General features: G+C 56.3%; 23 protein-coding genes and 1 tRNA gene. 10 read left to right on the forward strand and 14 right to left on the reverse strand.

All coding sequences use genetic code 11. The features are described from left to right. The first annotated feature begins 102 nt into the window (after positions 1-102). A complete protein-coding gene (locus L1047_RS10445) occupies positions 103-1,740 on the forward strand; it encodes a serine/threonine-protein kinase (RefSeq protein ID WP_235278792.1) in 1,638 nt (545 codons plus the stop codon). 166 nt (positions 1,741-1,906) lie between these two features. Here L1047_RS10445 and L1047_RS10450 read toward each other — a convergent pair whose 3' ends face one another. Continuing rightward, a complete protein-coding gene (locus tag L1047_RS10450; RefSeq protein ID WP_235278793.1) occupies positions 1,907-2,506 on the reverse strand; it encodes a superoxide dismutase in 600 nt (199 codons plus the stop codon). Positions 2,507-2,659: 153 nt separating this feature from the next. Then, positions 2,660-4,636, reverse strand: coding sequence for a transglycosylase domain-containing protein (locus L1047_RS10455; RefSeq protein WP_235278794.1), 1,977 nt, complete (start codon positions 4,634-4,636; stop codon positions 2,660-2,662). A gap of 217 nt (positions 4,637-4,853) precedes the next feature. Between L1047_RS10455 and tyrS the strand changes: the two genes are divergently transcribed. Next, entirely contained in the window at positions 4,854-6,110 is a 1,257-nt protein-coding gene (tyrS, locus tag L1047_RS10460) for a tyrosine--tRNA ligase (protein WP_443081693.1), read from the forward strand. 17 nt (positions 6,111-6,127) lie between these two features. On the opposite strand, the gene L1047_RS10465 is transcribed toward tyrS, so the two are convergent. Together L1047_RS10465 and L1047_RS10470 are read right to left on the reverse strand one after the other, a co-directional pair. Then, positions 6,128-6,817, reverse strand: a complete 690-nt coding sequence (locus L1047_RS10465) for a hypothetical protein (RefSeq protein ID WP_235278796.1) — start codon at positions 6,815-6,817, stop codon at positions 6,128-6,130. Positions 6,818-6,820: 3 nt separating this feature from the next. After that, entirely contained in the window at positions 6,821-7,048 is a 228-nt protein-coding gene (locus L1047_RS10470) for a hypothetical protein (RefSeq protein ID WP_235278797.1), read from the reverse strand. Between L1047_RS10470 and L1047_RS10475 the strand changes: the two genes are divergently transcribed. Beyond that, entirely contained in the window at positions 7,037-8,131 is a 1,095-nt protein-coding gene (locus L1047_RS10475) for a peptidylprolyl isomerase (RefSeq protein ID WP_235278798.1), read from the forward strand. The genes L1047_RS10470 and L1047_RS10475 overlap by 12 nt on opposite strands. 49 nt (positions 8,132-8,180) lie before the next feature. Here the strand turns inward: L1047_RS10475 and L1047_RS10480 are convergent, their stop codons facing one another. The 5 genes from L1047_RS10480 to L1047_RS16795 form a co-directional block, all read right to left on the reverse strand. Then, on the reverse strand, positions 8,181-9,176 hold the full coding sequence (locus L1047_RS10480; RefSeq protein ID WP_235278799.1) for a succinate dehydrogenase/fumarate reductase iron-sulfur subunit: 996 nt from the start codon (positions 9,174-9,176) through the stop codon (positions 8,181-8,183). 59 nt (positions 9,177-9,235) lie between these two features. Next, entirely contained in the window at positions 9,236-10,003 is a 768-nt protein-coding gene (locus L1047_RS10485; RefSeq protein WP_235278800.1) for an MlaE family lipid ABC transporter permease subunit, read from the reverse strand. Between the two features lie 18 nt (positions 10,004-10,021). Then, positions 10,022-10,648 (reverse strand): GerMN domain-containing protein, encoded by a 627-nt coding sequence (locus L1047_RS10490; protein WP_235278801.1) that lies wholly within the window; start codon positions 10,646-10,648, stop codon positions 10,022-10,024. Between the two features lie 109 nt (positions 10,649-10,757). Then, positions 10,758-11,234 (reverse strand): phosphate-starvation-inducible PsiE family protein, encoded by a 477-nt coding sequence (locus L1047_RS10495; protein WP_235278802.1) that lies wholly within the window; start codon positions 11,232-11,234, stop codon positions 10,758-10,760. A 71-nt stretch (positions 11,235-11,305) separates the two neighbouring features. Beyond that, positions 11,306-11,557: a DUF2256 domain-containing protein gene (locus L1047_RS16795; protein WP_443081694.1), complete on the reverse strand. Its 252-nt coding sequence runs from the start codon at positions 11,555-11,557 to the stop codon at positions 11,306-11,308. A 322-nt stretch (positions 11,558-11,879) separates the two neighbouring features. Here L1047_RS16795 and L1047_RS10505 point away from each other — a divergent pair, with 322 nt between their 5' ends. Continuing rightward, positions 11,880-12,701: a sigma-70 family RNA polymerase sigma factor gene (locus L1047_RS10505; protein ID WP_235278944.1), complete on the forward strand. Its 822-nt coding sequence runs from the start codon at positions 11,880-11,882 to the stop codon at positions 12,699-12,701. Between the two features lie 25 nt (positions 12,702-12,726). On the opposite strand, the gene L1047_RS10510 is transcribed toward L1047_RS10505, so the two are convergent. Continuing rightward, complete coding sequence (locus tag L1047_RS10510) at positions 12,727-14,640, reverse strand: ComEC/Rec2 family competence protein (RefSeq protein ID WP_328286049.1); 1,914 nt, start codon at positions 14,638-14,640, stop codon at positions 12,727-12,729. Then, the gene (locus tag L1047_RS10515; RefSeq protein ID WP_268836348.1) at positions 14,634-14,978 is read right to left on the reverse strand and encodes a DUF4131 domain-containing protein; all 345 of its coding nucleotides are present in this window, start codon (positions 14,976-14,978) and stop codon (positions 14,634-14,636) included. The genes L1047_RS10510 and L1047_RS10515 overlap by 7 nt, the downstream gene beginning before the upstream one ends. Before the next feature lie 248 nt (positions 14,979-15,226). Between L1047_RS10515 and cphA the strand changes: the two genes are divergently transcribed. The 5 genes from cphA to L1047_RS10540 all read left to right on the forward strand — a co-directional run bounded on the left by cphA (position 15,227) and on the right by L1047_RS10540 (position 21,376). Further along, the gene (cphA, locus tag L1047_RS10520) at positions 15,227-17,959 is read left to right on the forward strand and encodes a cyanophycin synthetase (protein WP_235278803.1); all 2,733 of its coding nucleotides are present in this window, start codon (positions 15,227-15,229) and stop codon (positions 17,957-17,959) included. Positions 17,960-18,259: 300 nt separating this feature from the next. After that, a complete protein-coding gene (locus L1047_RS10525; RefSeq protein WP_235278804.1) occupies positions 18,260-18,460 on the forward strand; it encodes a hypothetical protein in 201 nt (66 codons plus the stop codon). Positions 18,461-18,533: 73 nt separating this feature from the next. Further along, positions 18,534-19,376 (forward strand): prepilin peptidase, encoded by an 843-nt coding sequence (locus L1047_RS10530; RefSeq protein WP_235278805.1) that lies wholly within the window; start codon positions 18,534-18,536, stop codon positions 19,374-19,376. A gap of 116 nt (positions 19,377-19,492) precedes the next feature. Beyond that, positions 19,493-19,888, forward strand: coding sequence for a cupin domain-containing protein (locus tag L1047_RS10535; RefSeq protein WP_235278806.1), 396 nt, complete (start codon positions 19,493-19,495; stop codon positions 19,886-19,888). A 165-nt stretch (positions 19,889-20,053) separates the two neighbouring features. Next, positions 20,054-21,376 (forward strand): dihydroorotase, encoded by a 1,323-nt coding sequence (locus L1047_RS10540; protein WP_235278807.1) that lies wholly within the window; start codon positions 20,054-20,056, stop codon positions 21,374-21,376. 33 nt (positions 21,377-21,409) lie between these two features. On the opposite strand, the gene L1047_RS10545 is transcribed toward L1047_RS10540, so the two are convergent. From L1047_RS10545 to L1047_RS10555, 3 genes are all read right to left on the reverse strand, one after another. Then, on the reverse strand, positions 21,410-22,078 hold the full coding sequence (locus L1047_RS10545; RefSeq protein WP_235278808.1) for a PHP domain-containing protein: 669 nt from the start codon (positions 22,076-22,078) through the stop codon (positions 21,410-21,412). Between the two features lie 140 nt (positions 22,079-22,218). Then, entirely contained in the window at positions 22,219-23,379 is a 1,161-nt protein-coding gene (locus L1047_RS10550; protein ID WP_235278809.1) for a pyridoxal-phosphate-dependent aminotransferase family protein, read from the reverse strand. Between the two features lie 49 nt (positions 23,380-23,428). Then, positions 23,429-23,500 (reverse strand) — tRNA-Cys (locus L1047_RS10555). 82 nt (positions 23,501-23,582) lie between these two features. On the opposite strand from L1047_RS10555, the gene L1047_RS10560 reads away from it, so the two are divergent. Further along, a complete protein-coding gene (locus L1047_RS10560; protein WP_235278810.1) occupies positions 23,583-23,747 on the forward strand; it encodes a hypothetical protein in 165 nt (54 codons plus the stop codon). Positions 23,748-23,819 lie beyond the last annotated feature (72 nt).

Raw genomic sequence — 23,819 nt, forward strand, 5'->3', positions numbered from 1 at the left:
GGGACTCTCGTTCCTACGGCACGAAGCTCCCGTCAGGAACAATACAGACCGTGTGGCAGCCTTGCGCATTAGAATCGGAGGGTAAATGCTCCTCTGCCGCTTATGAACCAGCTCGCTCCTGGGAAGTTGATCGGTCAGCGCTATCAACTGGTTCAAAGCATCTCGGCGGGTGGTATGGGCCAGGTGTTCAAAGCCATCGACACACGCCTCTTTAATCGCCCGGTGGCGGTGAAGCTCTTGCACCAAAACTTGGCGGGCGATGCCGATACTCAACGGCAACTGCGCAAGCGCTTTGCCCAAGAAATCCGCATTAGCACCCTCTTGGGGGAGCACCCCTTTATTGTGAAGGTGCTGGATTACGGCCTGGAGAACAACCAGCCTTACCTGGTGATGGAATACTTAACGGGGCACAGTTTGGGGGAGCTGATGCTGAAGTACAAACCCATGCCCCCCAACCGTGTGGTCAATATTGCCCGGCAGGTGTGTGCAGGTCTCTACTACGCCCACAGCCTAGAGACCAACCAGGATGGCCATCTCGTCAAGGGGGTGATTCATCGAGATATCAAACCTAGCAACATCTTTGCTATCAAAGATGAAACCTTGGGGGAAACTGTCAAAATCCTCGATTTCGGCATTGCCAAGCTGCTCAGCGATGTCTCTATTGCCCTCGGCACCCAAACCACGGGCTTCTTGGGCACAGTGCGCTATGCCTCACCCGAGCAGGTGCGTGGGGAGGAATTGGATGCTCGATCTGATATCTACTCCTTTGGGGTGGTGCTCTATCGCATGCTGACAGGACAGCAACCCCTGCGACCGAAAACCGATTCTTTCCCCGGTTGGTATGATGCCCACAACTACCAGCCGCCCCAACCTTTTGACCGCTCGGAATTACCCTACGACATTCCGGCGGAGCTGGAACAGGTGGTGCTCTCTTGTCTAGCCAAAGACCCCGACCAGCGGCCTCAGAATATGAAAACCCTGAGTGCTCAATTGGAGGGATCCCTGCAACTGGAGAACACTGCCAGCCCGATTGCCCCGATCTCTCCCATGACGCCGCCAACAACCTCGATTTTTTCGGAGCGTACTCTAGCGGCAATGGATGGTCGGGAAGGCACTCACCTGCTTGCTTCTCCCCCAGAATCGAAGATTAAGGTTTTGCCCCTCTGGGTGGGGATAGCCCTTTTTGTGGTCATCTCGGGGGGAACTTTCCTGGGCTTGCGCCTGTTGTTAACCCCGGCGGAAAGAATCCAAACACCGCCTGTTACCCCCGAACTGCCTGACACAGAGGTCAGGGATCCCTCCGAAACCCGTGATTCTCTGGAAGACTGGTTGCTGCGGGATCCCCAAGGGGAGCTGGTGTTTGAAGATGACCCTGCCATTCCCGATCCTCCTGAAACAAAGCCCGAGAGCAAATCTGAAATTACAGAAGCAACTCCCGAACCGAATCCCAGCCCTCCCCCGACTCAGCCAGTAGCTCCTGTTCCCGTTGCCCCTGTGCCTACATCAGTTGCCCCTCAGCCGCCGCCACCCCCCTCTGTGGCTACCCCAACTCCACCTTCACCTGTTGCTGCTCCTGTTACCCCCGTCCCAGCCCAACCCATCAATCAACCGTTGTTCCCACAGGGAAATCCGGTGAGTCCCCCTGCACCTACCCCTACTGCTGTTGTTCCCGATGCAGCTCCGACCCCCAGCCGCTTGCAGCAATTGCGAGAGAATCGGGAACACCTAGGAGGGGATTAGACCCCGTCAACTCCGCAATCGATCTCCATACAGCCTCAATACAACAAAAGAGGATCCCGATGATAGCCATCCGGATCCTCCGCAAAAGGTCAACCTGTTCTATCTGACCCTTAGGTTGCTAGTCATGAATAGGATCCCCCGTAAGCGGATCCCAAAACAAGCCGATTCAAGCAGTAGCCAGACGGGCATTAGCGGCATCCCAATTCACCAGGTGCTCCAAGTAGGTACTGATGAAGTCAGGGCGCTTGTTTTGGTAGTCCAGGTAGTAGGCGTGCTCCCACACATCCAAAGTGAGGAGCGGAGTTTGTCCATGCACCAAGGGGTTTTCGGCGTTAGGGGTTTTGGTCACTTTCAGGGTGCCATTCTCCAGCACCAACCAAGCCCAACCACTTCCGAACTGAGTGGCAGCAGCAGTTTTGAAAGCTTCCACAAATTTGTCGTAGCCGCCGAAATCGGCATTGATCTTATCGGCAATAGCGCCGGTAGGCGCACCACCTCCACCCGGCTTCATAGATTCCCAGAAGAAGGTGTGATTCCAGACTTGGGCCGCGTTGTTGAAGATGCCCGCTTTGGCCGGATCCCCGAAGGTAGCCTTGACGATCTCCTCCAAGGATTGGCCAGCCAGATCGGTACCTTCAATCAGTTTGTTCAGGTTGGCGACATAGGCAGCGTGGTGTTTGCCGTGATGGAAGGAGAAAGTCTCCGCCGACATGTAAGGCTGTAGCGCATCGGAGGCGTAGGGCAGAGCCGGGAGTTCAAAAGCCATAATCGTCTGTCCTCTGTGTCTTGTGCGAAGGAGCGCAAGGAAGTCAGGAGTCTACCTGTTACCTTTCTTTGCAGTCTCAGTGTAACTCAGAATGATTACGCTTTGAGATCCCAGTTGACCTCTCCCACCTGGGAAAAAAGATAGTCTTCTCGGTCATTGAGGGCGGGCAAACTGGTTCGGGCTGGGAAAATCTTGGGCCGGGATCCCTTCTAAGGCTTCGGTCATGAACCGTTTCCAGGTAGGAGCCACAAAAGCACCACCCGCTGTGCCTGAGAGCATCGGGGAGTTGTCGTCGTTGCCAATCCAAATCGCCGTGGAAAGCTGCGGTACATAGCCAATAAACCAGGCATCCCGAAAATCTGAGGTGGTTCCCGTTTTGCCCGCCACGGGCCGCCCATCATCTAGCCGGGCTGCCGTACCCGTGCCACTCGTCACTACCCCCTTGAGGATTTGGTTAAGAACCGCCACCGACCAGGGATCCAAGACCGGCTCCAGGCTGGGTTTGGCCTCAAAGAGAATTTGGCCGTTGCGATCCACCACCTGGGCCAAAAGGGTTGGCTCCAGGGCATGGCCTCCATTGGCAAACACCGCATAGCTAGCGGCCATTTCCAGCGGGCTAATGCTGGCAGAACCCAAGGCCGTGGCCAGGTTGGGGAACATCTCAGCGCTAATACCTGTGGCTTGGGCGGCTGCGATCACATTGCGGATCCCGACATCGTCCGCCAATTTCACAGTAGGCACGTTGCGAGACAGTTCCAGGGCACGCGCGAAGGAGAGGGAACCGTAGAAGGTATTGTCGTAATTTTTGGGGCTGTAGGGCGGGGATCCCGGATAGGTGATCGGGGTATCTTCCAAAATGCTACCGGGTGAATAGCGCCCTGTGGCCAAGGCTGTGTAGAACACATAGGGCTTAAAGGTGGATCCGGTTTGGCGGAAGGCTTGGGTGGCGCGGTTAAACTGCCCTCGCTGAGCGTTGATCCCTCCTACAACCGCCTTGACATATCCTGTACGCGGATCCACAGCGGCCAAAGCCATTTGGTTGGCCCGTCGAGCCGCAGCAATACGGGGGCCATCTTCGTTGACAATGCGCTGGGCGATCCGTTGCAGGCGCAGATCAATGGTGGACTGAACCCGTAACCCTCCCTGCATCAGGGCTTGTTCCCCGTAGCGACGACGAAGCTCTGCCTCAATGGCATCGGTAACAGCCGGGGCATTGCTTTGGAAGGAGGTGATGTGACCCAGGGTCAATTCTTGATCACGGGCGGCTTGCGCTTCTTCGGGGGTGATCCAATTCAGTTCCAGCAGGCGATCCAACACCAACCGTTGCCGCCGCTTGGCCCCCTCCAGGTTACGAAAAGGGCTGAGGGTTTCCGGGGCAGGCAGGATCCCGGCCAACAGGGCGGATTCGGCTAGGTTTAGCTCTGCCGCATCCTTGTTGAAGTAGCTACGAGCCGCTGTCTGAATGCCGTAGAGATTGTGCCCCCAATACACCTGATTGAGGTACATCTCTAGGATCTCGTCTTTGCTGAAGACTTGCTCCATGCGCACCGCCAATACGGCCTCGGCTACTTTGCGGCTCAGACTCCGCTCTGGAGTTAAGAACAGGTTTTTTACCAACTGCATCGTCAGGGTGGAGCCGCCGCCTGCAGAGCCAATTCCCCCTTCCACACTGCCCAAGATCACCCGACCCAAGCTGATCGGGTTAATGCCTTGGTGGGTGTAAAAATGGCTATCTTCAATGGCCAGCAGCGCCTTTTTCATTTCCGGTGAGACTTCTTCCACCGAGATCACTTCCCGGTTGGCTTCCCCGTGTAAGCTGGCTATCGGTTCCCCCCGAATATCGACAATGTGGGTGGTGGCAATGGGTACGTAGTCCCGCAGTTGATGCACATCCGGCAGATTGCGGAAGCTGATGGCCAACCCCACCAACCCGGCAGCCGTAGCGGTGGAGCCGAGCAGCAGGGATCCCAAGAGCAAATTCCCAACCGTACCCGCAACTTGGGCAATCAAAGAAGGTCGTGGTGCTGGCGAATGGTCGGCTTGCCCGTTGAACCGTGCTGGGCGACGAGGGGGACGACCTGAAGCGGGGTCTTTTGCCCACGGTGCCGATTGTTTGCGACTATACGCCACGTCCACAACCCCAACAAACCTGACTTATTATAAGTCTCTCCCTGTAGGCAAAGCAGGTTCAGGGATCCTCACAGAAAACCGGATCAACCCCATTGACAGCCCCATTGACAGATAGAAGCAGAAAGGCAGACCCTCCCCTAAAAACCCTCAACAGACTTTCCTGAGAGGCCCACGTAAGTGAAAATCGTGAAATGTGTCGAGCCGGATGGAGCAGGTTTTGAGTACATCGCCAACATCAGTCCCGCCAGCTGTTGCCCCTTTCGGCAAGCGGGATCCCTTGATTGCCCAGATTACCGAGCGTGGGGTAGCGGAGATTTTCCCCGGTGGAGCGGCGGCCTTAGCCGAGCGTTTGACACAGACGGATCGCCCTTTGCGGATTAAGTTGGGTATTGATCCGACCCGACCGGATTTACACCTAGGCCATTCGGTGGCCTTGCGCAAGTTGAGGCAGTTTCAGGATGCGGGCCATGTGGCGATATTGTTGATTGGGGATTTTACGGCTCTAGTCGGGGATCCGACGGGGCAATCGGAGGCACGTCCACGTTTAACACCTGCAGAAGTGGAGGACAATGCCCGTACCTATTTGGATCAAGCGCGTCAGATTTTGGATTTTGACACTCCTGGCCGGTTGGAGTTGCGGCGCAACAGCGAATGGCTGGCAGGGCTGACCCTCACCCAGATGATCGAGCTACAGGCCCAGATGACCTTGGGGCAAATGTTGGCCAAAGAAGATTTTGCCCAGCGCTACCAATCGGGTACGCCAGTATACCTGCACGAGTTTCTCTATCCACTCCTGCAGGGCTATGATTCTGTGGCTCTAGAGGCGGATGTGGAATTGGGGGGAACCGACCAACGCTTTAATCTGCTCACGGGACGGGACTTACAAATCTGGAAAGGACAAACGCCGCAGTTTTGCCTGACGGTGCCGCTGCTGGAAGGCTTGGATGGCTACCAAAAAATGTCCAAGTCCAAAAACAATTACGTTGGGCTGACGGAGGATCCCCTCACCATGTACTCCAAGCTGGAGAAGGTGCCGGATCCTCTGGTGGAGCGTTATTTTGAATTGCTCACCCAGATCCCACTTTCCGAGTTGCCCGACAACCCAAGAGAGCGTCAAATGCTGCTGGCGAAGACGATTGTGGAGCAGTTTCACTCCCCTGAAGCCGCCGAAGCAGCTCAGCGTACGGCTCAATCTTTGGTTTTACAAGGCAGCACCGACGAGACGGGATCCATCCCCACCTTTCTCATCGATCCTATTCAATATCCTGCCAAGCTCACCTACATTTTGCGAGAATCAGGCCTGTGCAAGAGTGCTGCCGAGGCCCGCAGGCAGATTCAAGGGGGCGCTGTGCGCTTGGATGGCCAAAAGATTGCCGATCCAGAGCTGGAGTTTGCCAATCCCTCCGAGCTGACAGGGCGCATCCTACAGGTAGGCAAAAAAGCGTTCCGTCGTCTGATCATGGGCATAGATTGAAGATCTCAGTAAAGATCTCAGTAGGCCCAGATGGCTTTGAACCCGGATCCCGATTTCCATTTCTTCGGCTTGGGTTGGGGGTGAGGGACAGCAGGTTCAGGTTTGGGTTTATGGGATCCCGCTTCGGCTAGAGCCTCCGTGAGCTTTTGCCTCACCAGTTCTCGGGTTTCCAAAACATTGGTTTCTGCTGCCCATTCTGGCGAGTCTTGGACGGGATCATCCTCGGAAGTAAATTCAAGATCGTAGATCTCATTGCGATAGTCGGGACTAAGCCATTCCCAGGCACGCAAGTCGTAAAAATAAGGGAAGAGGCGCACGATACACTCGATGTCCAAATGTTCGGCAAAGCGACGAAAGGCTTCTTCTTCGGAAACCGGAAAAGGAGCATAGTGATCGGAGACAAACCACTTGAGAAACTTGCGGGCCTCTGGAATAATTTGCTCTGCGATCATGGATCCCACAGCGGCTGTATTGAAACAATTCACCAACAGATGTTCCAGCATCACCGCGTTGTACTCGGCAAAGCAGGTTTGCTCACGGGTATCCACCGGTTGCCAGGGCATATTGCCGTTGGCGGCAATCAGTAGATGAACCAAATCATGGGATGGGTTGGTTTGAATGTAGCCATGCCCCTCTAGCTTGACACCGTCACAGCTAAAGAGCTGGTGCTGTGGGCTCCAGTAGAACTTCAGTTGCTTTGCCACCATGACCTAATCGTCCTCCTCACCCAGGGGATCCCTTTCCAACTGAACCCAGGATCCCAAGCCAATGATTTGCAAATTATCTTCTGAGTGTAGCAAAGCACCTCCGCTGGGTTGGTAGCCCTGAGCCGGAATGGATCCCGATATCCGATTCAACCGGTTCAACGCTTGCCGCCGGTAACGCAAGGATGTCAGGCTGAGAACAAAGTGCTTTTCGTGGCGATTATGATTCAGCAAGTTAAACGGGCACTCTCCTGGTCACAGCTCAGTCTTTGGGGAATCGGCCTGATCTGTGTCCTTTTCTGGGCGGTTCCAGCACTGGCCCTTCCGCAAGGGAATGCCATCACGGATGCTCGTACCCTCCTACGACAAGCCTTACCCATTCAGGAGTCCAGCTTGCTGGAGTTGGATGAGGCCATCTCCAAAATCGATGCTGACCTGAAATACAACCGTTGGTCGGCGGTACGAGGGGATGTTCGTCTGGTGGAGCGGTTGCTGGATCGCTATGCAGCCCCGTTGTTGGCGAGTTTACCCGAGGCTAAGTTGCCCACCGCTGCTGAACAGATGGCCGCTATTCGCGAACAGTTAGAAATCGTCAGCCAGGAAACCCAACGCAAATCTAAGGGCAAAGATGCTGCCCGCGATGCTTACGATCACCTGTTGGCTAGTTTGGGATCCCTGGAGGACAGCTGGCTGGGGCCTTTCCCCTACGAGATACCCGCTGAGTATGCGGATAGGCCCCAACTGTTGGGCCGGGCTGAGGTGGAGTTGACTACCACGGCTGGACAAATGCGGATCACCTTGGATGGCTACAGCGCTCCCATTACAGCAGGCAATTTTGCCGATTTGGTACAGCGAGGCTTCTACGATGGCCTCAGTTTTGACCGGGTGGAAAACTTTTACGTGATTCAAGCAGGGGATCCCCCTGGCCCTGCCGATGGGTACGTGGATCCGGCCACCGGCAAAACTCGCACCATCCCGATGGAAATTCGCGCCAAAGGAGAAGTGATTCCTCACTACGGCCAAACCTTTGAGCAGTTGGGCCTGTGGGATGTAGAACCAGCTTTGCCCTTTTCAGCAGAAGGGACGGTGGCCATGGCCCGCTACCCGGACGATCCCAACAGTGCCTCTTCGCAGTTTTTTATCTTCATGGCGGAGCCGGATCTGACCCCAGCAGGGTTGAACCTAATGGATGGCCGCTATGCGGTGTTCGGCTATGTGACGGAAGGCACGGAAGTGCTGCACCAAATTAAGCTGAGTGACCAGATTTTGAGTGCCCGGTTGATTTCAGGCCAAGAAAATCTCAAGAACGTAGGATAACGCTTTACGCAACGATGACGCGATATCCAATCGCGATATCCAATGCTTGCTATTGGGTAGTTTCTGTAGCCTCCTGCCGAACCACATCGATCAACCGCCGTACCGTTGCAGTACCTGAGGAGGCCTTAAATCGAAAAGGGAACTTGCCTTTACCCAACAGGCGCAATCCCAAAGGCGCCAAACTCAGCAACCCCTTGGGATCCCGTCCTTGATTGGCCACCACCTGTAAGCCAAAGCGGCGTTCATCCACCCAGCCCCCGGCTCGCACCAGTTGCACCAAGGTTTTGCGGTGGCGAATCGAACGGCTGGCCCCAGAAACAGATCTCTCGTTGGGATATCCGGCCAGGATCCCTTGTTTGAGTTCGGTAATCTGATCTAGGGGTGCCACCCCCATGGGGCAGACGGTGTTGCAGTTCCAGCAGCGGGTACAGCCCCACACCCCGGCAGTACTGTCCTGAGCTTGCAGGCGTTCTGCTCGCTGGCTGTCGCGATTATCTTGCACAAGGCGGTTGGCTTTGGCCAGAGCATGGGGGCCGACAAACTCAGGGTTCACCTCTTTGGCATTGCAGTCGGAATAGCAAGCCCCACAGAGAATGCAGCCACTGGCGGCGTTGAGATGATCCCGCTCGGCCGGGGATTGCAAAAACTCTCGCTCCGGGATCCGACGACCTGCCGTGCTGACAAAGGGATCCACCCGGCTCAGGTCATTCCAGAAGGGCTGCATATCGACAACCAAATCCCGCAGGACGGGCAAGTTTCCCATAGGGCCAATGCGAATCGGCTGTGGTTGTGGGCTGTGGGTATCCAGCTCATCTTCTACATGTTGCTGACAAGCGAGGGCGGCTCTGCCGTTGATGCGCATGGCACAGCTGCCACAGATGGTGTTGCGGCAGTTTTTGCGAAAGGCGAGACTGCCATCCTGCTCCCACTTAATTTGGTTGAGGCAATCGAGAATCGTGGTGCTAGGGGAAGTCTCTAGCCAAAAGGATTGCAGCCTCGGGGGGCCAGGGGGCAATTGACGGAAAATCTGAAATTCAACTCGCATATTCGGGCAACAGGCGGGATCCCTTATCTTAGCGGCAACAAGGGGATCCTTACCAAGCCTTAAAACCCCCGACTCAGGGCACTCCCCGGCCCCTGAAACAACAGCCAGGAAATGAGAAAGTTGGTCACGAATACCCCTAGCAGAGCCGTTACCACCGCATCGGTCGTGGAGCGTCCCACCCCTTTTGCCCCACCGCTTGTAGAGAGGCCCCAACTGGATCCGACAATGGCAATCAGTGAGCCAAACACCATCGCCTTAAAACAACACACCAGCAAATCCCAGGGAGCCAGTAGGTTTTGAGCCGAGGTGAGGAACATATTGGGGGAGATGTTATAAGCAGAAGCACAGATGATCATGCCCCCTACCAACCCCGTCAGCAGAGACAGGATGGTCAGCACCGGCAACATCAGCCCCGAGGCCATGACACGCGGGATCACCAGATAATCCACGGGATCCGTGCGCAACAGTTGCAAAGCATCGATCTGCTCCGTCACCTTCATGGTGCCCAGCTCGGCAGCAAAGGCAGATCCGACTCGACCGGCCATGATCACGGCTGTCACCACTGGCGTCAGTTCACGGGTGAGGGCAATGGCCAAAACGCCCCCAATTAGGGAGGAAGCACCAAAATTGATGAACTCCCGCGCCAGCTGAATTGTAAATACGCCGCTGATCACCACTGCTGTGATCAAAACAATCAGCAAGGATTCCAGCCCGACAGCCGACAGTTGATCCAGGGTATTGCGACGATGAATCCGGCCCCGGCTCAAGTGCAAAATCACCTGCCCAGCTAGGAGCCAGCTATGGCCAACCCGGTTCAACCAGTTCATCTGTCCTCTCCCCTGCCCTTAGGAGGCTGAGACCTCTGCTGGCTCAGCCTCCGGTTCTGCTGGCAGTTGGAAGCTGAGCACAAACGAAGCGCGGGTCAGGGGTTGATCGATTATCAGACCTTCTCCACCCAAGACCTCTAGGGCGCGGCCCTCCACCGAGATCCATAGCCGTGCGCCGGGGTTTTGGCTGGTGGCGGTGTAAAGCACCTGGGTGATCCGGCCCATCATCAGGGTGGAGCCTCCCCCCTGAGTGAATTCGGGTGAGAAGTTGAGAAAAATATCGTTTCCCTCGATCCGCACATCCAGCACTCGGGTCTCGGGTGGGATCGCCGTACTCAGTTGAGGATCAGTCGGGCCAGCGATCAGCTCCTCCAGGGCAAGGCGGATCCCTTCTTGGGCATCGAGGGCACGCACGATCCGCTCTTGCTGTACGTAGTAGATGGCATTGTCAGCGGTGGTCAGCCAGTAGACAGAGAGGGTTTGTTGCGGCCCAATGCTGTACCACCAAGCTCCCCCCATCAGCCCCAACCCGGTTAAGAAGCCTAGGATCCCCAGTTGCAGGGCAGTGCCACGCCGTGGGCGAGAATGCCGTCCTACCGACCCAATGGCTCCGAACTCTGCCATGCGCCCTCCGTAGTGGCTCATAGTTGGCAATTCCTCTATCTCACCTAGCTCTAGAGTAGCGAAGAAAGACCGATTCTGCGGGGATGGGGCCAGAGGGGCAGACCAAAGGCTATCTGGCGGTCCAACGGGCTTAATCCTCTCCCGACTTAGATTGGGGTTTGGCCCGCCGTACCAACCAGTAGCTAACCGAGAGGGCCAAGGTGGCTGCCCCCAACCCGATCAGATCCAGGCCCCCCAGCTTCTCAAAATCAAAAATGATGATCTTTCGGGCCACAGCAATCAGGGAAGTGACGATCACCAGCTCCACCTGTACCACCTGCTTTTGCAGATAGGCGGTGATGTTTTCCAAAATCTCTAGAGCGATCAGAATATTCAAAAAGAGGCCGAAAATCTCGATCAGGGTGGTGGAAAAAAATCCGGTTGGCTCCACCAACAAATCCGTCACCAAGAACCGAGCCAGATCTACCACCGCCACCAGGATCAGCCCGATCATCAATACCGAAAGCAACTTCGAGATCAGGCTTTCCAGGCGGGTGATGCTCCGCAAAAAGGGATCCTCTTCTTCTGTTTCGTGGGGATTGTGGAGTAGCCACTTGAACCAACGCATTGCCGGATCCCCGTAGGGCTTCTAGCCCCTATGCCGCCACTTAGACGCCAACATTATCCATCGCAACGGTTTCAACCGGAAGAGGGTAGGGAAGGGCGATGGTTACGGCAGCGGTCGGAGCAATATTTCACCTCTGACCAACAGTTGGCCCATTTTTTGCGCCAGGTGAGAGGTCTTTGGCAGGTGAGACAAATTTTGCTGGGCAAATCCGATTTCTTCCGTTGGCGTGCCATGGTGCGATGCAAAACAAAGGCTGACTCTGTAGTCAGCTTAACAATCCTGCCTTGGTGTTGACCGTTACCATCACGGGTAGTTTGACCCATACCTCACCTTAGCAAAAGCTAAATTTTGCAAAACCTGAGGGGTAAATCGGGTAGGCTCTTGAAATTGAGTGAGGTTCCTGCTGCTTGTTGCAGGAATCCCTTGGGAAGTCTGGGTCAACGGTTGCTTGGCCTACCGTTCAGTGAAGATCTCTATACCCGCTCGGCCCCTTAAATTCGTATGAAATCCCAGCGAAATATTGTAGATATAGATTTGGCTGTTCAGAGTTCTATCTCAGCATCCGAGCGGGTTGAGGTTCGGCTAGCGGAGAGCAAGCCCACCAGCTCTCGTCACTCATCCTCTGCTTCTGAAGATTCTGTGGGCATGTTCCTGCGGGAAATGGCTCGCTACCCTCTGCTCAATGCTGAACAAGAGGTGAAATTGGGGCGGCTGATCGCGGAGGGGGGGGCCTCTGGAGAACGGGCAAAACGGGAGTTGGTGCGGGCTAACCTGCGGTTGGTGGTTTCCATTGCCAAAAAGTATTTGAATCGTGGCGTGCCATTTCTGGATCTGATTCAGGAGGGCACGATTGGCCTGATCCGAGCAGCAGAAAAATTCGAGTACGAACGGGGCTATAAGTTCTCCACCTATGCCTACTGGTGGATTCGCCAGGGGATCACCCGCGCTGTGGCCAACCAAGCGCGTTTGGTGCGGATCCCAGTGCACATGGTGGAAAAGCTCAATCAGGTGAAGCGAGTGCGGCGGGAGCTGACCGAAGCCTTAAATCGTCGGCCCACCCAGGCGGAAATTGCCGAAGCTCTGGAGATCTCCCCCGATAAACTAGATGCCATTCTAGAAGCCGGACGCCAAACCCTCTCCCTCCATGCGCGGGTGGGCAAAGAGGAAGATACCGAATTGATGCAGCTGATTGAGGCCCCCAATGGCCCCACTCCCGAAACGCAAATGGATCTGCACCTGCTGTCTGCCCAACTAGAGGAGCTGCTTGAGCAACTCAGTCCCCGGGAACAGGAGATTCTCAAGCTGCGCTACGGCTTAGAAGATGGCCATCTGCACACCCTTTCGGAAATTGGGCAGCTTTTCGGCCTGTCTCGGGAGCGTGTCCGGCAAATTCAAGCCCGGGCCATGCGCAAGCTGCGCCATCCGCGCCGCCAGGAAACCCTGGAAGATTGGATGATCTCGTTGTAGAAGCGCTTTGCACAATTCCAATCCATTACTCCAAGCTTGACCTGAGGGTATGCACTCCTCGGCGCGACCAAGTGACTGCCCCAGAGCGATCCGCTCCATAGAGAGGGCGCTGTCTTTGCCGAAACCAAGCAGTAACGATCTCACTGCTGGGGCCAGAGGTAATGCCCGCCTGCACCTGAAAGCGCTCCAAGAGATCCAACACGACCGCCCCCCCATCCCACCACAGCCAATTGATTTGCGCAGGCATTAACGGGGATCCGCTCAATTCCGCCTGTACATTTGTCCCCGCCGAGCCCAACAGCAACCAACGGGATCCCTCCGTTTCTAGGGTCAACACCAGGGGATTGGTATGCACTGCCTGTAGCGATAGCCGTTCCCCAAGCGGGATCCGATCTCCAGGCCGCAACACCTGATAGGGGATCCCTGCTGATTGCACCGCCTCCAAAGCCCGCAGGTAACTCTCGGAAGCGACGTTGGCTCCTCCTCCATCCCAAAACTGATGCATCGAAACGGCTGGCAACAAACTGACCCAGCCCCCATTGGCAGATCCGGCGGAGGTCATGGAAACTGCCCCTGCCAAATTGCGAATGCCCCGTTGACGCAAATAGGGTAGCACTGTGAGTTCAGCCAGGCGGGGATCCCCACTATTTACAAGAAGATGGCGTCCCTCCGCTTGAATGGCCAAAATGGGAGTCCGCCCACTGGCCAAAGCCGTGATCTGTACGGGTGGCCCTGGCCATAACCCCGGCCCAATCAGGATCCCGATCATGACCAAAGCCGTACCCTGCCAACGCAAAGCCCGTCGCCAACGGGGCCAAAAGGTGACCGCCACCAGAGCGCCGTACAACAGCAGACACTGCAGGATAGAAATCACCCCTGTGTAATAGGAGCTGAAGGGCCAACTGGCGATCCATCCCACCCAATTGATTAGAGGGGTAAGCAGCAGCGTCAGCGGTTGCACCAACAGGGATGCCAGCCCCGGCGATAGCAACGCTACAAAGGCAACCCCAAATCCAGCCACCAATAACGGCAGCAGCAATGCCATCAACGGCGGATTGGCCAGCAGAGAATAGGTGGGAATGCGCCCGAATACAACAATTTGCAGTGGCAATGTCCAGATTAAAGCCGCCAGCGGAATGGCCAAAGCTGTGGCTATCGTTGGGGGTAGAAAACGTAGCCGAGATACCATCGGGGCGGTGCCCACCAACAACCCCAACGTAGCGGCAAAGCTCAGTTGAAAGCCCAGATCCGTAATCCAATTGGGTTGATAAACCAACAGCACTACTGCCGCCAACAGCAATGTCCCCAGCGGGTTCAGCTTCACCTTGCCCTGCAGACGGGGCTCCGTCAGCACCGCCATAGCCGCCACACCCATCAACCCGGCCCTCAATACAGAAGGGCTGAATCCGGTCAAGGTCATGTAGAGGCCCAGCACCGCCAGGATGATCGCCTGTTGTCCGCGCACCGCCAACTTGCGGGTCAAGACAAAGACCACCCCCACCAACAGCGACACATGAAACCCGGAAGCCGCCAAGGCATGGGCCATGCCAATTTCCCGGAAGGCATCCTGCAGGTCAAAGTCCAACTGGGCCGCACGGGATCCCAACACCAACGAAGCCAGCAAATTGCCCTCTCGTACCCCCAACCCGCTGATGAAAGCCCCTCGAATGCGGCGGCGCAACGCCCAGCCTCCCCAACTGCGTCCTCCCGCTTGTGGAACCACCTCCTGAGCACTCAGCCCGGCGAAGGATCCCTGTCGGAGCAAATAGGCTTGAAAATCGAAAGCCCCCGGATTCAAGGCCGGACTAGGCAAATAGAGGGATCCCGTCAGCCGTACCCGCTGGCTGGGGTGTAAATCCTGTTCTTCAGAATTGACAGGATCGGTGGTGACATAGAGCTTGCCAGAAACCAAGCGAGCCGTTTGATCCGAGTTCAACACTGCTCAGCCTGCAGCCAAAATTGCAGCCGTTCGCTGCGGGTCAGACGTGGCTCGGAGGTGATCTCGCCAACAATGCTGATTCCTTGCTGCGGTGCCAGCAGACTAATGTCCGTCGGGCCGGGAAAAGGTTGTCGCCAGCCCAAATAGCCCCAAGCGATCCAGCCCACCAACCCCATCGCCAGCCAAGTGCGAACCCAGCGCGGTCGCTTCCGGCAAAGCAGGGATCCCAGTAAGCCCAACCCCAGCGGCACCCCCCACCCCCAGCCAGCTCCCTGTGGCCAGGCCCGCATCAGTAGGCCCAAAATCCAGCCCAACCCCAGCAAATAGGTGCCGTCCATGTCCCCGCAGCCTGTTTGCCCCCCACTGTACCGTCGCAGTCAAGAGGGAGCCATTCGGCAGTCTTAACCTGACGGACTGTTCTCGAGGCACCTGCTGGGTTTCATCCCCGCTATCCCCACAAAACGTATTGAAAGATACTCTTTCTCGGCTAGCTCAAAGGGAGTGTAGATTAGGGCAGAGTGCGTGCTGAACGGGATTCCACCCTCAGTTTGTCCTCTGTCTTTCCCAATCTGTTTTCCTCGACTTTATGCGCATCCAATCCATCCGCGTTCTCAGTGGCCCTAACTACTGGAGCATCCGTCGTCAAAAGCTGATCCAAATGCGGCTTGACCTAGAGGATCTACAGGAGCGGCCCACCAACGAGATCCCTGGCTTTAAGGAAGGGTTGGAAGCGTTGTTGCCGGGGTTGTGGGAACATCACTGCTCCCGCGGCTGCTATGGAGGGTTTTTGCAACGGGTGGAAGAGGGCACCTGGATGGGGCATGTGGTCGAGCATGTGGCCCTAGAAATGCAGACGATGGCCGGGATGGCTGTGGATTTTGGCCGTACCCGCGAAACCTCTACCCCCGGCACCTACAACGTGGTGTTCGAGTATCAAGAGGCGGAAGCTGGGCGGTTTGCCGCCAAGGCTGCGGTGTATCTCTGTCAAGCCTTAGTGGATGGCGAAGACTACCGCCGCGATCTGGAACTAGATATTCAAGAGCTGCGGGAAATTCGGGAAAACGTTCGCTTCGGCCCCAGCACCCAATCTTTACTGGACGAAGCCACCCTGCGGGGGATCCCCCATCTGCGCCTCAGCAAGGGATCCCTGGTGCAACTGGGCTATGGGGTGCATCAAAAGCGCATCGAGGCCACCACCACCGAAAAAACCAGCATCATCGCCACTGATCTGGCCGGAGATAAACGGGCCACCAAAGAACTGCTACAGGATATGGGGATCCCGGTGCCCAAGGGCTATACGGTGCGTCGTCGCAGCGAGCTAAAGGCCACCATCGAGGATGTCGGGGGCTATCCGGTGGTGATCAAACCCCTCAATGCCAACCACGGCAAAGGCATCACCGTCAACATCACCAGTTTGGAAGCCGCCGAAACCGCCTACGATGCCGCCAGCCAACACTCGGATGTGGTGTTGGTGGAAAAGCACCTAGTGGGGGAAGATTACCGCCTGCTGGTGATCAACAACAAACTGGTAGCGGTGGCCAAGCGGATCCCGGCCTACGTCGTGGGGGATGGCCGCTCCACCATCCAAGAGCTCATTGATGAAGTGAATAAAGATCCGCGGCGGGGCTTCGGGCATGAGAATGTCTTGACCTTGATCAGCGTCGATGATATGACCCGGCGGGTACTAGAGGGCAAAGGCTATACCCTAGACACGGTGCTGCCCCGCGGGGAACATTGCACCCTCAAATCCACCGCCAACCTCAGTACCGGCGGCATTGCCGTCGATTGTACCGACATCATCCACCCCTACAACCTCTTCATTGCCGAGCGAGCTGCCCAAATTATTGGCTTAGATGTAGCTGGGATCGACCTGATCTGCCCCGATATCACCCAGCCTGTCAACGAAACCGGCGGCGGCATTGTCGAGGTGAATGCCTCTCCCGGCTTACGCATGCACCTAGCCCCCAGCGAAGGGCTGCCGCGCAACGTGGCGGAGCCGATCATCAACATGCTCTTCCCCCCCGGCAGCCATACCCGCATCCCGATCCTGGCGGTGACCGGCACCAACGGCAAGACCACCACCACCCGTCTCATTGCCCATATCCTCAAAGGCATTGGCAAGCGGGTGGGCTTTACCACCACCGATGGGGTGTACATTCAAAACCATCAAATTGCCAAGGGAGATATGACCGGTCCCTACAGCGCTCGTCTGGTGTTACGGGATCCCACCGTGGAGGTGGCGGTGCTAGAAACAGCGCGGGGAGGTATTTTGCGGGAGGGGCTGGGCTTCCCGGAATCCGACATCGGCGTGGTGTTGAATGTTACATCAGATCACCTGGGGATTGGGGATATCGACACCCTAGAAGAGATGGCTCGTGTAAAGTCAGTCTTGGTGGAGGCAGTACATGAGCGGGGCTATGCCGTTCTGAACGCGGACGATGGCCTGGTGGCGGCCATGGCAGAAAACGTGAAGGCGACGGTGGCCTACTTCAGCATGAACCCAGAAAATCCCCTCGTTCAAAAGCACATTGCCTCGGGTGGTACAGCAGCGGTTTATGAAGAGGGCTACATTTCCATTGTGAAGCGAGGCTGGAAGCTGCGCATTGAGGATGTCACCAACATTCCCCTCACCCTCTCTGGCAAGGCCAGCTTTATGATCCAAAATGCTCTGGCGGCAACCTTGGCGGCCTTCCTGCATGGGGTCTCCATCGATGATATCCGCATGGCACTGGGCACCTTCACCAGTTCCGTAGCCCAAACCCCCGGTCGGTTGAACCTATTTGATGTCGGTGGCTATCAGGTGTTGGTGGATTACGCCCACAATGCGGCGGGGTACGAGGCGATTCAAACCACCCTGGAGCGCTGGGACTGCCAGCAAAAAATTGGCGTGATTGGTGGGCCTGGGGATCGGCGCAACAGCGATCTACAGGAGCTGGGGGTGTTGGCGGCCCGCATGTTTGATCGCGCCATTGTCAAAGAAGACGATGACCGCCGCGGTCGGGATCCGGGAGAGGTGGCGGCTCTGATTCGGCAGGGCTGGGAACAGGAAAAAGCCGGGAGCAGCTTGCAGGACATTTTAGATGAGGCGGAAGCCATCGAAACTGCCCTAGAAAAAGCTGAAACAGGGGACTTGGTGGTCATTTTCCCCGCCGATGTGCAGCGCACCATCCAGATTATTGGCCGCTTTCAGGATAAGCTCAACCCCAAACCCAGCTACCGTAGCTCCTCCTACAGCATGGGCCCAGACTTTGTTCCCCACCCCCACAGCGGCAAACCCCTAGAGGTGGATGGCGTCACGGCCACGGGCACCCCCGAGTAACAGGGCCGGCAACCCTCACGACTCCAAACAGGTTAAGACTGAGTTAAAATAACCCACAAGCCAGTATTGGCGATATTCTAGGGTTCAGGCTTTCCGACGGGTGAGCAGGTTTGGGGACTTCTGTCTCGGCAAGGGGTGGGCCTTGGGCTTGCGTGTTGCCGTCAGGGATCCCTAACTTTTAAGGAACCTTAAGCGTTTCTAAAAAGATCTAAGGGCTGCGAACAGAACGTTAGGGTTCCAAAGGGGCCTTCGGAATGTCGGTAGGGTAGTAGTGAGCTTCGCAAGGTAGGGAAACGGCTCATGGACAGCGCTTTGGTTCAAGCAGCTCGCCAAATTTATCGGTTTCATCTGCAGCATCGACCGGATGTGTTGGAGCAGCCTCCGCGCGGAGTGGTCATCCATCGCCGGACGCTGCGGGGGGATCTGATCTTTTCTGACTTCCCTATCCTATTGCCCCAAGAAACCTTTATCCCGATTCAGCATTTGGAACAGGTGGCCTGAAGATCCCTTCTGATGAGCTTCCAAGCCGGGTAGGATGACAGGACAGACCCGCTCGTTCTTCGGATGGCTGCTCATGCTCAACCTTCTCCTCACTAGCTGGGAGTTTCGCCTGCTGGGTTGGGTGGCGGTGTTGCTGTTAGGAGCTTGTGTGGGCAGTTTTTTGAATGTGGTCGTTTACCGCCTACCGAATGGGATGTCGTTGATTCATCCAGGATCCCATTGCCCTACTTGCAAAACCCCCCTGGGGCCGACCGAGAATATTCCCATTGTGGGTTGGTTTTTGTTGCGGGGGCGCTGTCGTCACTGTGGGGTATCGATCAGCTGGCGTTATCCAGCGGTAGAGGCGCTGACGATGGGGCTCTTTGCTCTCAGCATTGGGGTTTTGGGGTTATCGGCCCAAGGGATCCTCACCTGCGTCCTGTTCAGTTGGCTGCTGGCTTTGGCCCTGATTGATTTAGATACCTTTTTGCTGCTGGAAGAACTGACCCGTTCGGGATTGCTGATGGGCCTTGTGGCTCGGTTGGCCCTACCTTGGCTGGAGGGATCCGGCTCTTGGCCAGCTATGGGGATGTCGCTGGTGGGGGGGATTGCGGGGGCGGTGCTGGGCATTTGGCTGCTGGAGGGAATTGGCCTCTTGGCCCGCTGGGTGCTGAAGCGAGAGGCGATGGGGTTAGGGGATGGCAAGCTTATGGCCTTAATCGGCATGTGGTTGGGGTGGCCGGGGGTGGTGGTGACCCTGATCGGGGGTTGCCTTTTTGGGTTGTTGGGCAGTGGTTTGGCGATGGGGTTGGGCCGAGCCCGTTTGGGTAAGCCGATCCCCTTCGGCCCTTACCTGGCAATGGGTGGGGGAGTAGCAGCTTTGGCCGGATCCCAATTGGTGGAAGGTTACCTACGTTGGTCGGGGCTGCTGGAATAAACTGCTGGAGTAGACAGGGAAATTTTTGACGGGAAGCGGATCCCACTGTGTACCCAACTAAGCAGTTCAAGACAGCTCCAGAAGATCAAAACAAGAACAGATCAAGATCAAAACCCATGACAGAACCTTTCCAAACCCGAGCCCTTAGCGAGGATGTGGATGCCATTGCTCCCGACCAATCGGAAATTCGCTTTTTGGTGCAGGTTCAGGGGGGCAGTATGGTGCATTGTTCCTTACCGGTCGGAGCAGTGTCTTTGGCGGTGACCCATCGCACTGTTGCGGAGGTGTGGTACGTGGTGGCTGGGCAGGGGGAACTGTGGCGGCAACAGGGGGATCGACAGGATGTGGTGACCTTACGCGCGGGGCTCAGTCTTTCCATTCCCCTCGGTACCCAGTTTCAATTTCGCAATACGGGAACAGATCCCTTGCAGTTCATCATTGTCACGATGCCCCCTTGGCCTGGGGCGGATGAAGCAGTGCGGGTGCCGGATTACTGGCCTATTAGTTCATAACTTCTTCATACAGCCTTTTCCGACTTCACACAGGCCCTTGAGCTAGGCAAAAAAACTTATCGGGCAAGGGAGTGACCTAAATCTGCCCTATCAGATAACGCTGGAAAAGGCTGTAACTTCTGAGTTGGTGGTATCTTGAAACCGCACCTGAGAGAGGATAGGGCTTTGGCTGAAGATCTGTTGATTCGCGATGCTGAGCTGCTGGTGCCAGAAGGGGATCCCTGGCGGGGGGATGTTTGGGTGCAAGATGGAATCATCGCCCAAATAGGTCGTTCTATTTCCCCAGAAGGGGTGGCACGGGTGATCGAGGCAGAGGGTAAAACCCTGATGCCAGGGGTGATCGACCCTCAGGTGCATTTTCGGGAACCAGGTCGAGAACATAAAGAAGATCTGCAAACGGGATCCTGGGCCTGTGCCCGCGGTGGAGTGACCAGCTTTTTGGAGATGCCCAATACGGATCCCCTGACGATTAACCAAGCTGCGCTAGATGACAAATTGGCCCGTGCCGCCAGCAAATGTGTGGTCAATTACGGCTTTTTTGTCGGAGCTACTGTCGATAACCTGAAGGATCTGCAAACGGTGCAGGGAGCCTGTGGGATCAAGATCTTTATGGGATCCATGCACGGCCCTTTGTTAGTTGATGATCAGGCCGCCCTAGAACGTATTTTTGCCGAAACGGATCCGAAGTTTTTAATTGCGGTTCATGCCGAAGATCTCAGCCGGATTCACGCTCGTAAGGCCACCTTTGCCGAACAAACGGATGTTGCCATTCATTCCCAAATTCAGGACGAAGAATCGGCACTGATCGCTAGCCAACGGGCATTGGATTTATCTACTCGTTACCAGCATCGCCTGCATATTTTGCATCTTTCTACTGGGCTAGAAGTGCAGCTATTGCGGCAGCACAAACCCGCTTGGGTAACAGCAGAAGTCACACCGCAACATCTACTCCTGAGCACCGCCGACTATGCCCGCCTGGGATCCCTAGTCCAGATGAACCCGCCCCTACGGGATCCTGATAACAACGAACAGCTGTGGCAAGGTTTGCGGGATGGCATTTTGGACTGCATCGCCACCGATCATGCCCCCCACACCCTAGAGGAGAAAGCTCAGCCCTATCCGGGATCCCCCTCGGGAATGCCGGGGGTAGAAACTGCTTTGCCTCTGATGCTGACGGCAGCTCAACAGGGTCGCTGTACGCTGGCCCAGGTGGTGCAGTGGATGTGTGAGGCTCCGGCCCGTCTGTACGGGATCCCCAACAAGGGGCGCTTGCAGGTGGGGTACGATGCGGATTTGGTGCTGGTGGATCTGCATACCCCCAAACCGGTACAGCGGGAGGAGGTCTTGTCCAAGTGCGGCTGGAACCCTTTTGAGGGCTGGGAACTGGTGGGTTGGCCGCAGGTGACTGTGGTGGGTGGGCAGATTGCCTTTAGCGAAGGGAAGGTGGATCCCACGGTGCGGGGTAAGGCTTTACAGTTTCGCCGCTAATGCTCCGCAACGCCGACCCGACAGGGATCCCACTCAAATCCGCCTCAAAATGCTGAGGCCGTGGGAGTCGGTACCGCAGGTTTTCAGAAGGCCGTAGCTGGCTGCCATCAACTCCGCCAAGTCGGTCACTTCCGGGCTAGGAGCCCAAACCGCCGGGTTTTTGTAGGCGTAGTACACCTCTAAGCCATCTACCCCCAGCTCAGCCGCCGCAGGAACCACTTCCTCTGCAGGCACGGGATATCGAAAAGGGTGTGCCAGTACCGCCAAGCCCCCCGCCGCTTGAATCGCTTGAATGGCCTTACCGGCAGACAGTTCCGGGATCCGTTCCCCCTGAGTGAAGGGATCCAGGGTGGAGTCCGTGGGGTTGAACCCATAGCCGAGGATATGCACCTCACAGCCCAGCAGTTCTGTAGTGATCTCAATTCCAGACCAAAGGATGGGATCCCCGGGTTGATCCAGGTAGGATCGGGCCTCTTCATAACCCTTCAGGGTGTGGTGGTCGGTGATGGCAAGTCCTTTCAGCCCCTGTTGGCGCGCTTGCTCTGCCAGGTCTAAAGGATCCATCTGCCCATCAGAACAGCGAGTGTGGAGGTGAAAGTTGTAGTGCAAAGGGCAAGAGAGAGGGCCGATTCCCTGCAATACCTGCCGCAACTCCGCAGCCGCAGCACCAACATGGAGATCCCGTTCCAAACTGACAACCATGACTACCCTTGGGTAGAGAACAGGCACAAATCCTTCAGAAGCAAGCCTCTGAAGTTTTATTAAGAATGTCTTCCTATTTTAGCGACGCTGATTGTTCAGTGCCATGTGTCAAAGGCTACCCATTTTCAATGGCGCAAGGCTTAACCGTGGGCCAGAACATCAGCCGCTGCACGGCTTCCTGCTCCAGGGGTAAATTCGCTGTATCCTACGGTGTGCAAAGCAGACTCGAGGGTGGCCATGGTCATCAAGATGTCGCGGTCGCTGATGAAGCCCAAATGTCCAAGCCGGAAGATCTTGCCCTTGAGGTGATCTTGTCCGGCAGCAGTGGCCAGGTCAAACTGTTTCTTCAAGATGCTGCGAATCGTGTCGGCATTGATGCCTTCTGGAGACAACACCGCCGTTACTGCAGGGCTAGCGGCCGATTCTAGCTCTACCAACAGCTTCAGCCCAAGAGCCTTGACTCCTGCACGAGTGGCCTGGGCCAGCTTGGCATGGCGCCGGTAAATGGCCTCTAACCCTTCAGCCCGCATCATTTGCAGCGTCGTTTGCAGGGCATAAAACAGGTTCACCGCTGGGGTAAAGGGGGTGGTGCCCTGTTGGAGGGATTTTTGCGCCAGCTTAAAGCTCCAGTAGTACTTGGGGAAGGTGGAGCGTTGGGAAGCGGCCATGGCCCGTTCGCTGACAGCGACAAATCCCAACCCCGGCGGGATCATATAGCCCTTCTGGGATCCGGAAGCGACCACATCCAAGCCCCATTCATCCATGAGCACCGGCATCGCTCCAACACTGGTTACCCCATCCACGATCACCAGGGCTTCTCCGTGGGCACGGGCAGCAGCAGCAATCGCTTGCACATCGTTGGCCACTCCACTGGAGGTTTCCGAATGGGTGAGGATAACAGCCTTGATGGTCTTTTCGCGGTCGGAAGCCAGCTTTTCTTGGAAGATCTCAACCGGGTAAGGGATCCCCCAGGGGGTTTCGATCCGCTCACAATTGAGGCCAAATTGCTCGGACATTTCCGCCCAGCGCTCGCCAAACTTACCATTCACCCCCACCAAGACCCGATCCCCGGGGCTTAAGGTGTTGAGGATGCCTGCTTCCATGGCTCCGGTGCCACTGGCGGAAAAGACGAATACATCAGAGGTGGTCTGGTGCAGCCAGCGCAAGCCGTCGGTAACTTCTTCCAAAATGGCGGTGAACTCTTTGCTGCGATGCTCGATTGATCCACGCGCCATCGCCAGCAGGGCACTCTCGGGAACGGGGGTTGGGCCAGGGATCATCAATATCAACTTGTCTTTCATGCTCGCCCCGTTTGGGATTTGCCCACTTAGGTTTATAAGGTGGTTAAAAAGGTGGCGGCCAGATTCGAACTGGCGAATAGAGGTTTTGCAGACCTCTGCCTTACCACTTGGCTACGCCACCTTGCCACTCAACCAGAGAAAACATCTTAGCTGAAAAAGGGATCCCTGTTCCAATACTTCTTTTTCCAGCACCTTTGATCCCGGTGACGATCCGGCTAGGACAATCCCAGTTGCTGGGTCTAGAGCAGGTACGGGCCCAGGTGAGCCAAGGCTTTGTTACCAATTTTGCCGAAGACCTGACGGAAGTGATGGTAGTGCGGGTGATCAACCAAATTCAGGGATCCCCTCCAGTGCACCTTTCCCCCTAATTGGTGCGCACCACTACCCGCACGGGATCTGACAGACTTACCACAGGCGGATTGCTATAGCTGCTGCCTACC

The organism is Synechococcus sp. Nb3U1 (genome assembly GCF_021533835.1).
Taxonomy (GTDB): domain Bacteria; phylum Cyanobacteriota; class Cyanobacteriia; order Thermostichales; family Thermostichaceae; genus Thermostichus.

What these genes read in the sequence shown, in the direction of transcription:
- L1047_RS10445 (WP_235278792.1), top strand. Translation starts at nt 103, where the DNA reads ATGAACCAGCTCGCTCCTGGGAAGTTGATCGGTCAGCGCTATCAACTG.
- L1047_RS10450 (WP_235278793.1), bottom strand. Translation starts at nt 2,506, where the DNA reads ATGGCTTTTGAACTCCCGGCTCTGCCCTACGCCTCCGATGCGCTACAG.
- L1047_RS10465 (WP_235278796.1), bottom strand. Translation starts at nt 6,817, where the DNA reads ATGGTGGCAAAGCAACTGAAGTTCTACTGGAGCCCACAGCACCAGCTC.
- L1047_RS10475 (WP_235278798.1), top strand. Translation starts at nt 7,037, where the DNA reads ATGATTCAGCAAGTTAAACGGGCACTCTCCTGGTCACAGCTCAGTCTT.
- L1047_RS10480 (WP_235278799.1), bottom strand. Translation starts at nt 9,176, where the DNA reads ATGCGAGTTGAATTTCAGATTTTCCGTCAATTGCCCCCTGGCCCCCCG.
- L1047_RS10485 (WP_235278800.1), bottom strand. Translation starts at nt 10,003, where the DNA reads ATGAACTGGTTGAACCGGGTTGGCCATAGCTGGCTCCTAGCTGGGCAG.
- L1047_RS10490 (WP_235278801.1), bottom strand. Translation starts at nt 10,648, where the DNA reads ATGAGCCACTACGGAGGGCGCATGGCAGAGTTCGGAGCCATTGGGTCG.
- L1047_RS10495 (WP_235278802.1), bottom strand. Translation starts at nt 11,234, where the DNA reads ATGCGTTGGTTCAAGTGGCTACTCCACAATCCCCACGAAACAGAAGAA.
- L1047_RS16795 (WP_443081694.1), bottom strand. Translation starts at nt 11,557, where the DNA reads ATGGGTCAAACTACCCGTGATGGTAACGGTCAACACCAAGGCAGGATT.
- L1047_RS10505 (WP_235278944.1), top strand. Translation starts at nt 11,880, where the DNA reads ATGTTCCTGCGGGAAATGGCTCGCTACCCTCTGCTCAATGCTGAACAA.
- L1047_RS10515 (WP_268836348.1), bottom strand. Translation starts at nt 14,978, where the DNA reads ATGGACGGCACCTATTTGCTGGGGTTGGGCTGGATTTTGGGCCTACTG.
- cphA (WP_235278803.1), top strand. Translation starts at nt 15,227, where the DNA reads ATGCGCATCCAATCCATCCGCGTTCTCAGTGGCCCTAACTACTGGAGC.
- L1047_RS10525 (WP_235278804.1), top strand. Translation starts at nt 18,260, where the DNA reads ATGGACAGCGCTTTGGTTCAAGCAGCTCGCCAAATTTATCGGTTTCAT.
- L1047_RS10530 (WP_235278805.1), top strand. Translation starts at nt 18,534, where the DNA reads ATGCTCAACCTTCTCCTCACTAGCTGGGAGTTTCGCCTGCTGGGTTGG.
- L1047_RS10535 (WP_235278806.1), top strand. Translation starts at nt 19,493, where the DNA reads ATGACAGAACCTTTCCAAACCCGAGCCCTTAGCGAGGATGTGGATGCC.
- L1047_RS10545 (WP_235278808.1), bottom strand. Translation starts at nt 22,078, where the DNA reads ATGGTTGTCAGTTTGGAACGGGATCTCCATGTTGGTGCTGCGGCTGCG.
- L1047_RS10550 (WP_235278809.1), bottom strand. Translation starts at nt 23,379, where the DNA reads ATGAAAGACAAGTTGATATTGATGATCCCTGGCCCAACCCCCGTTCCC.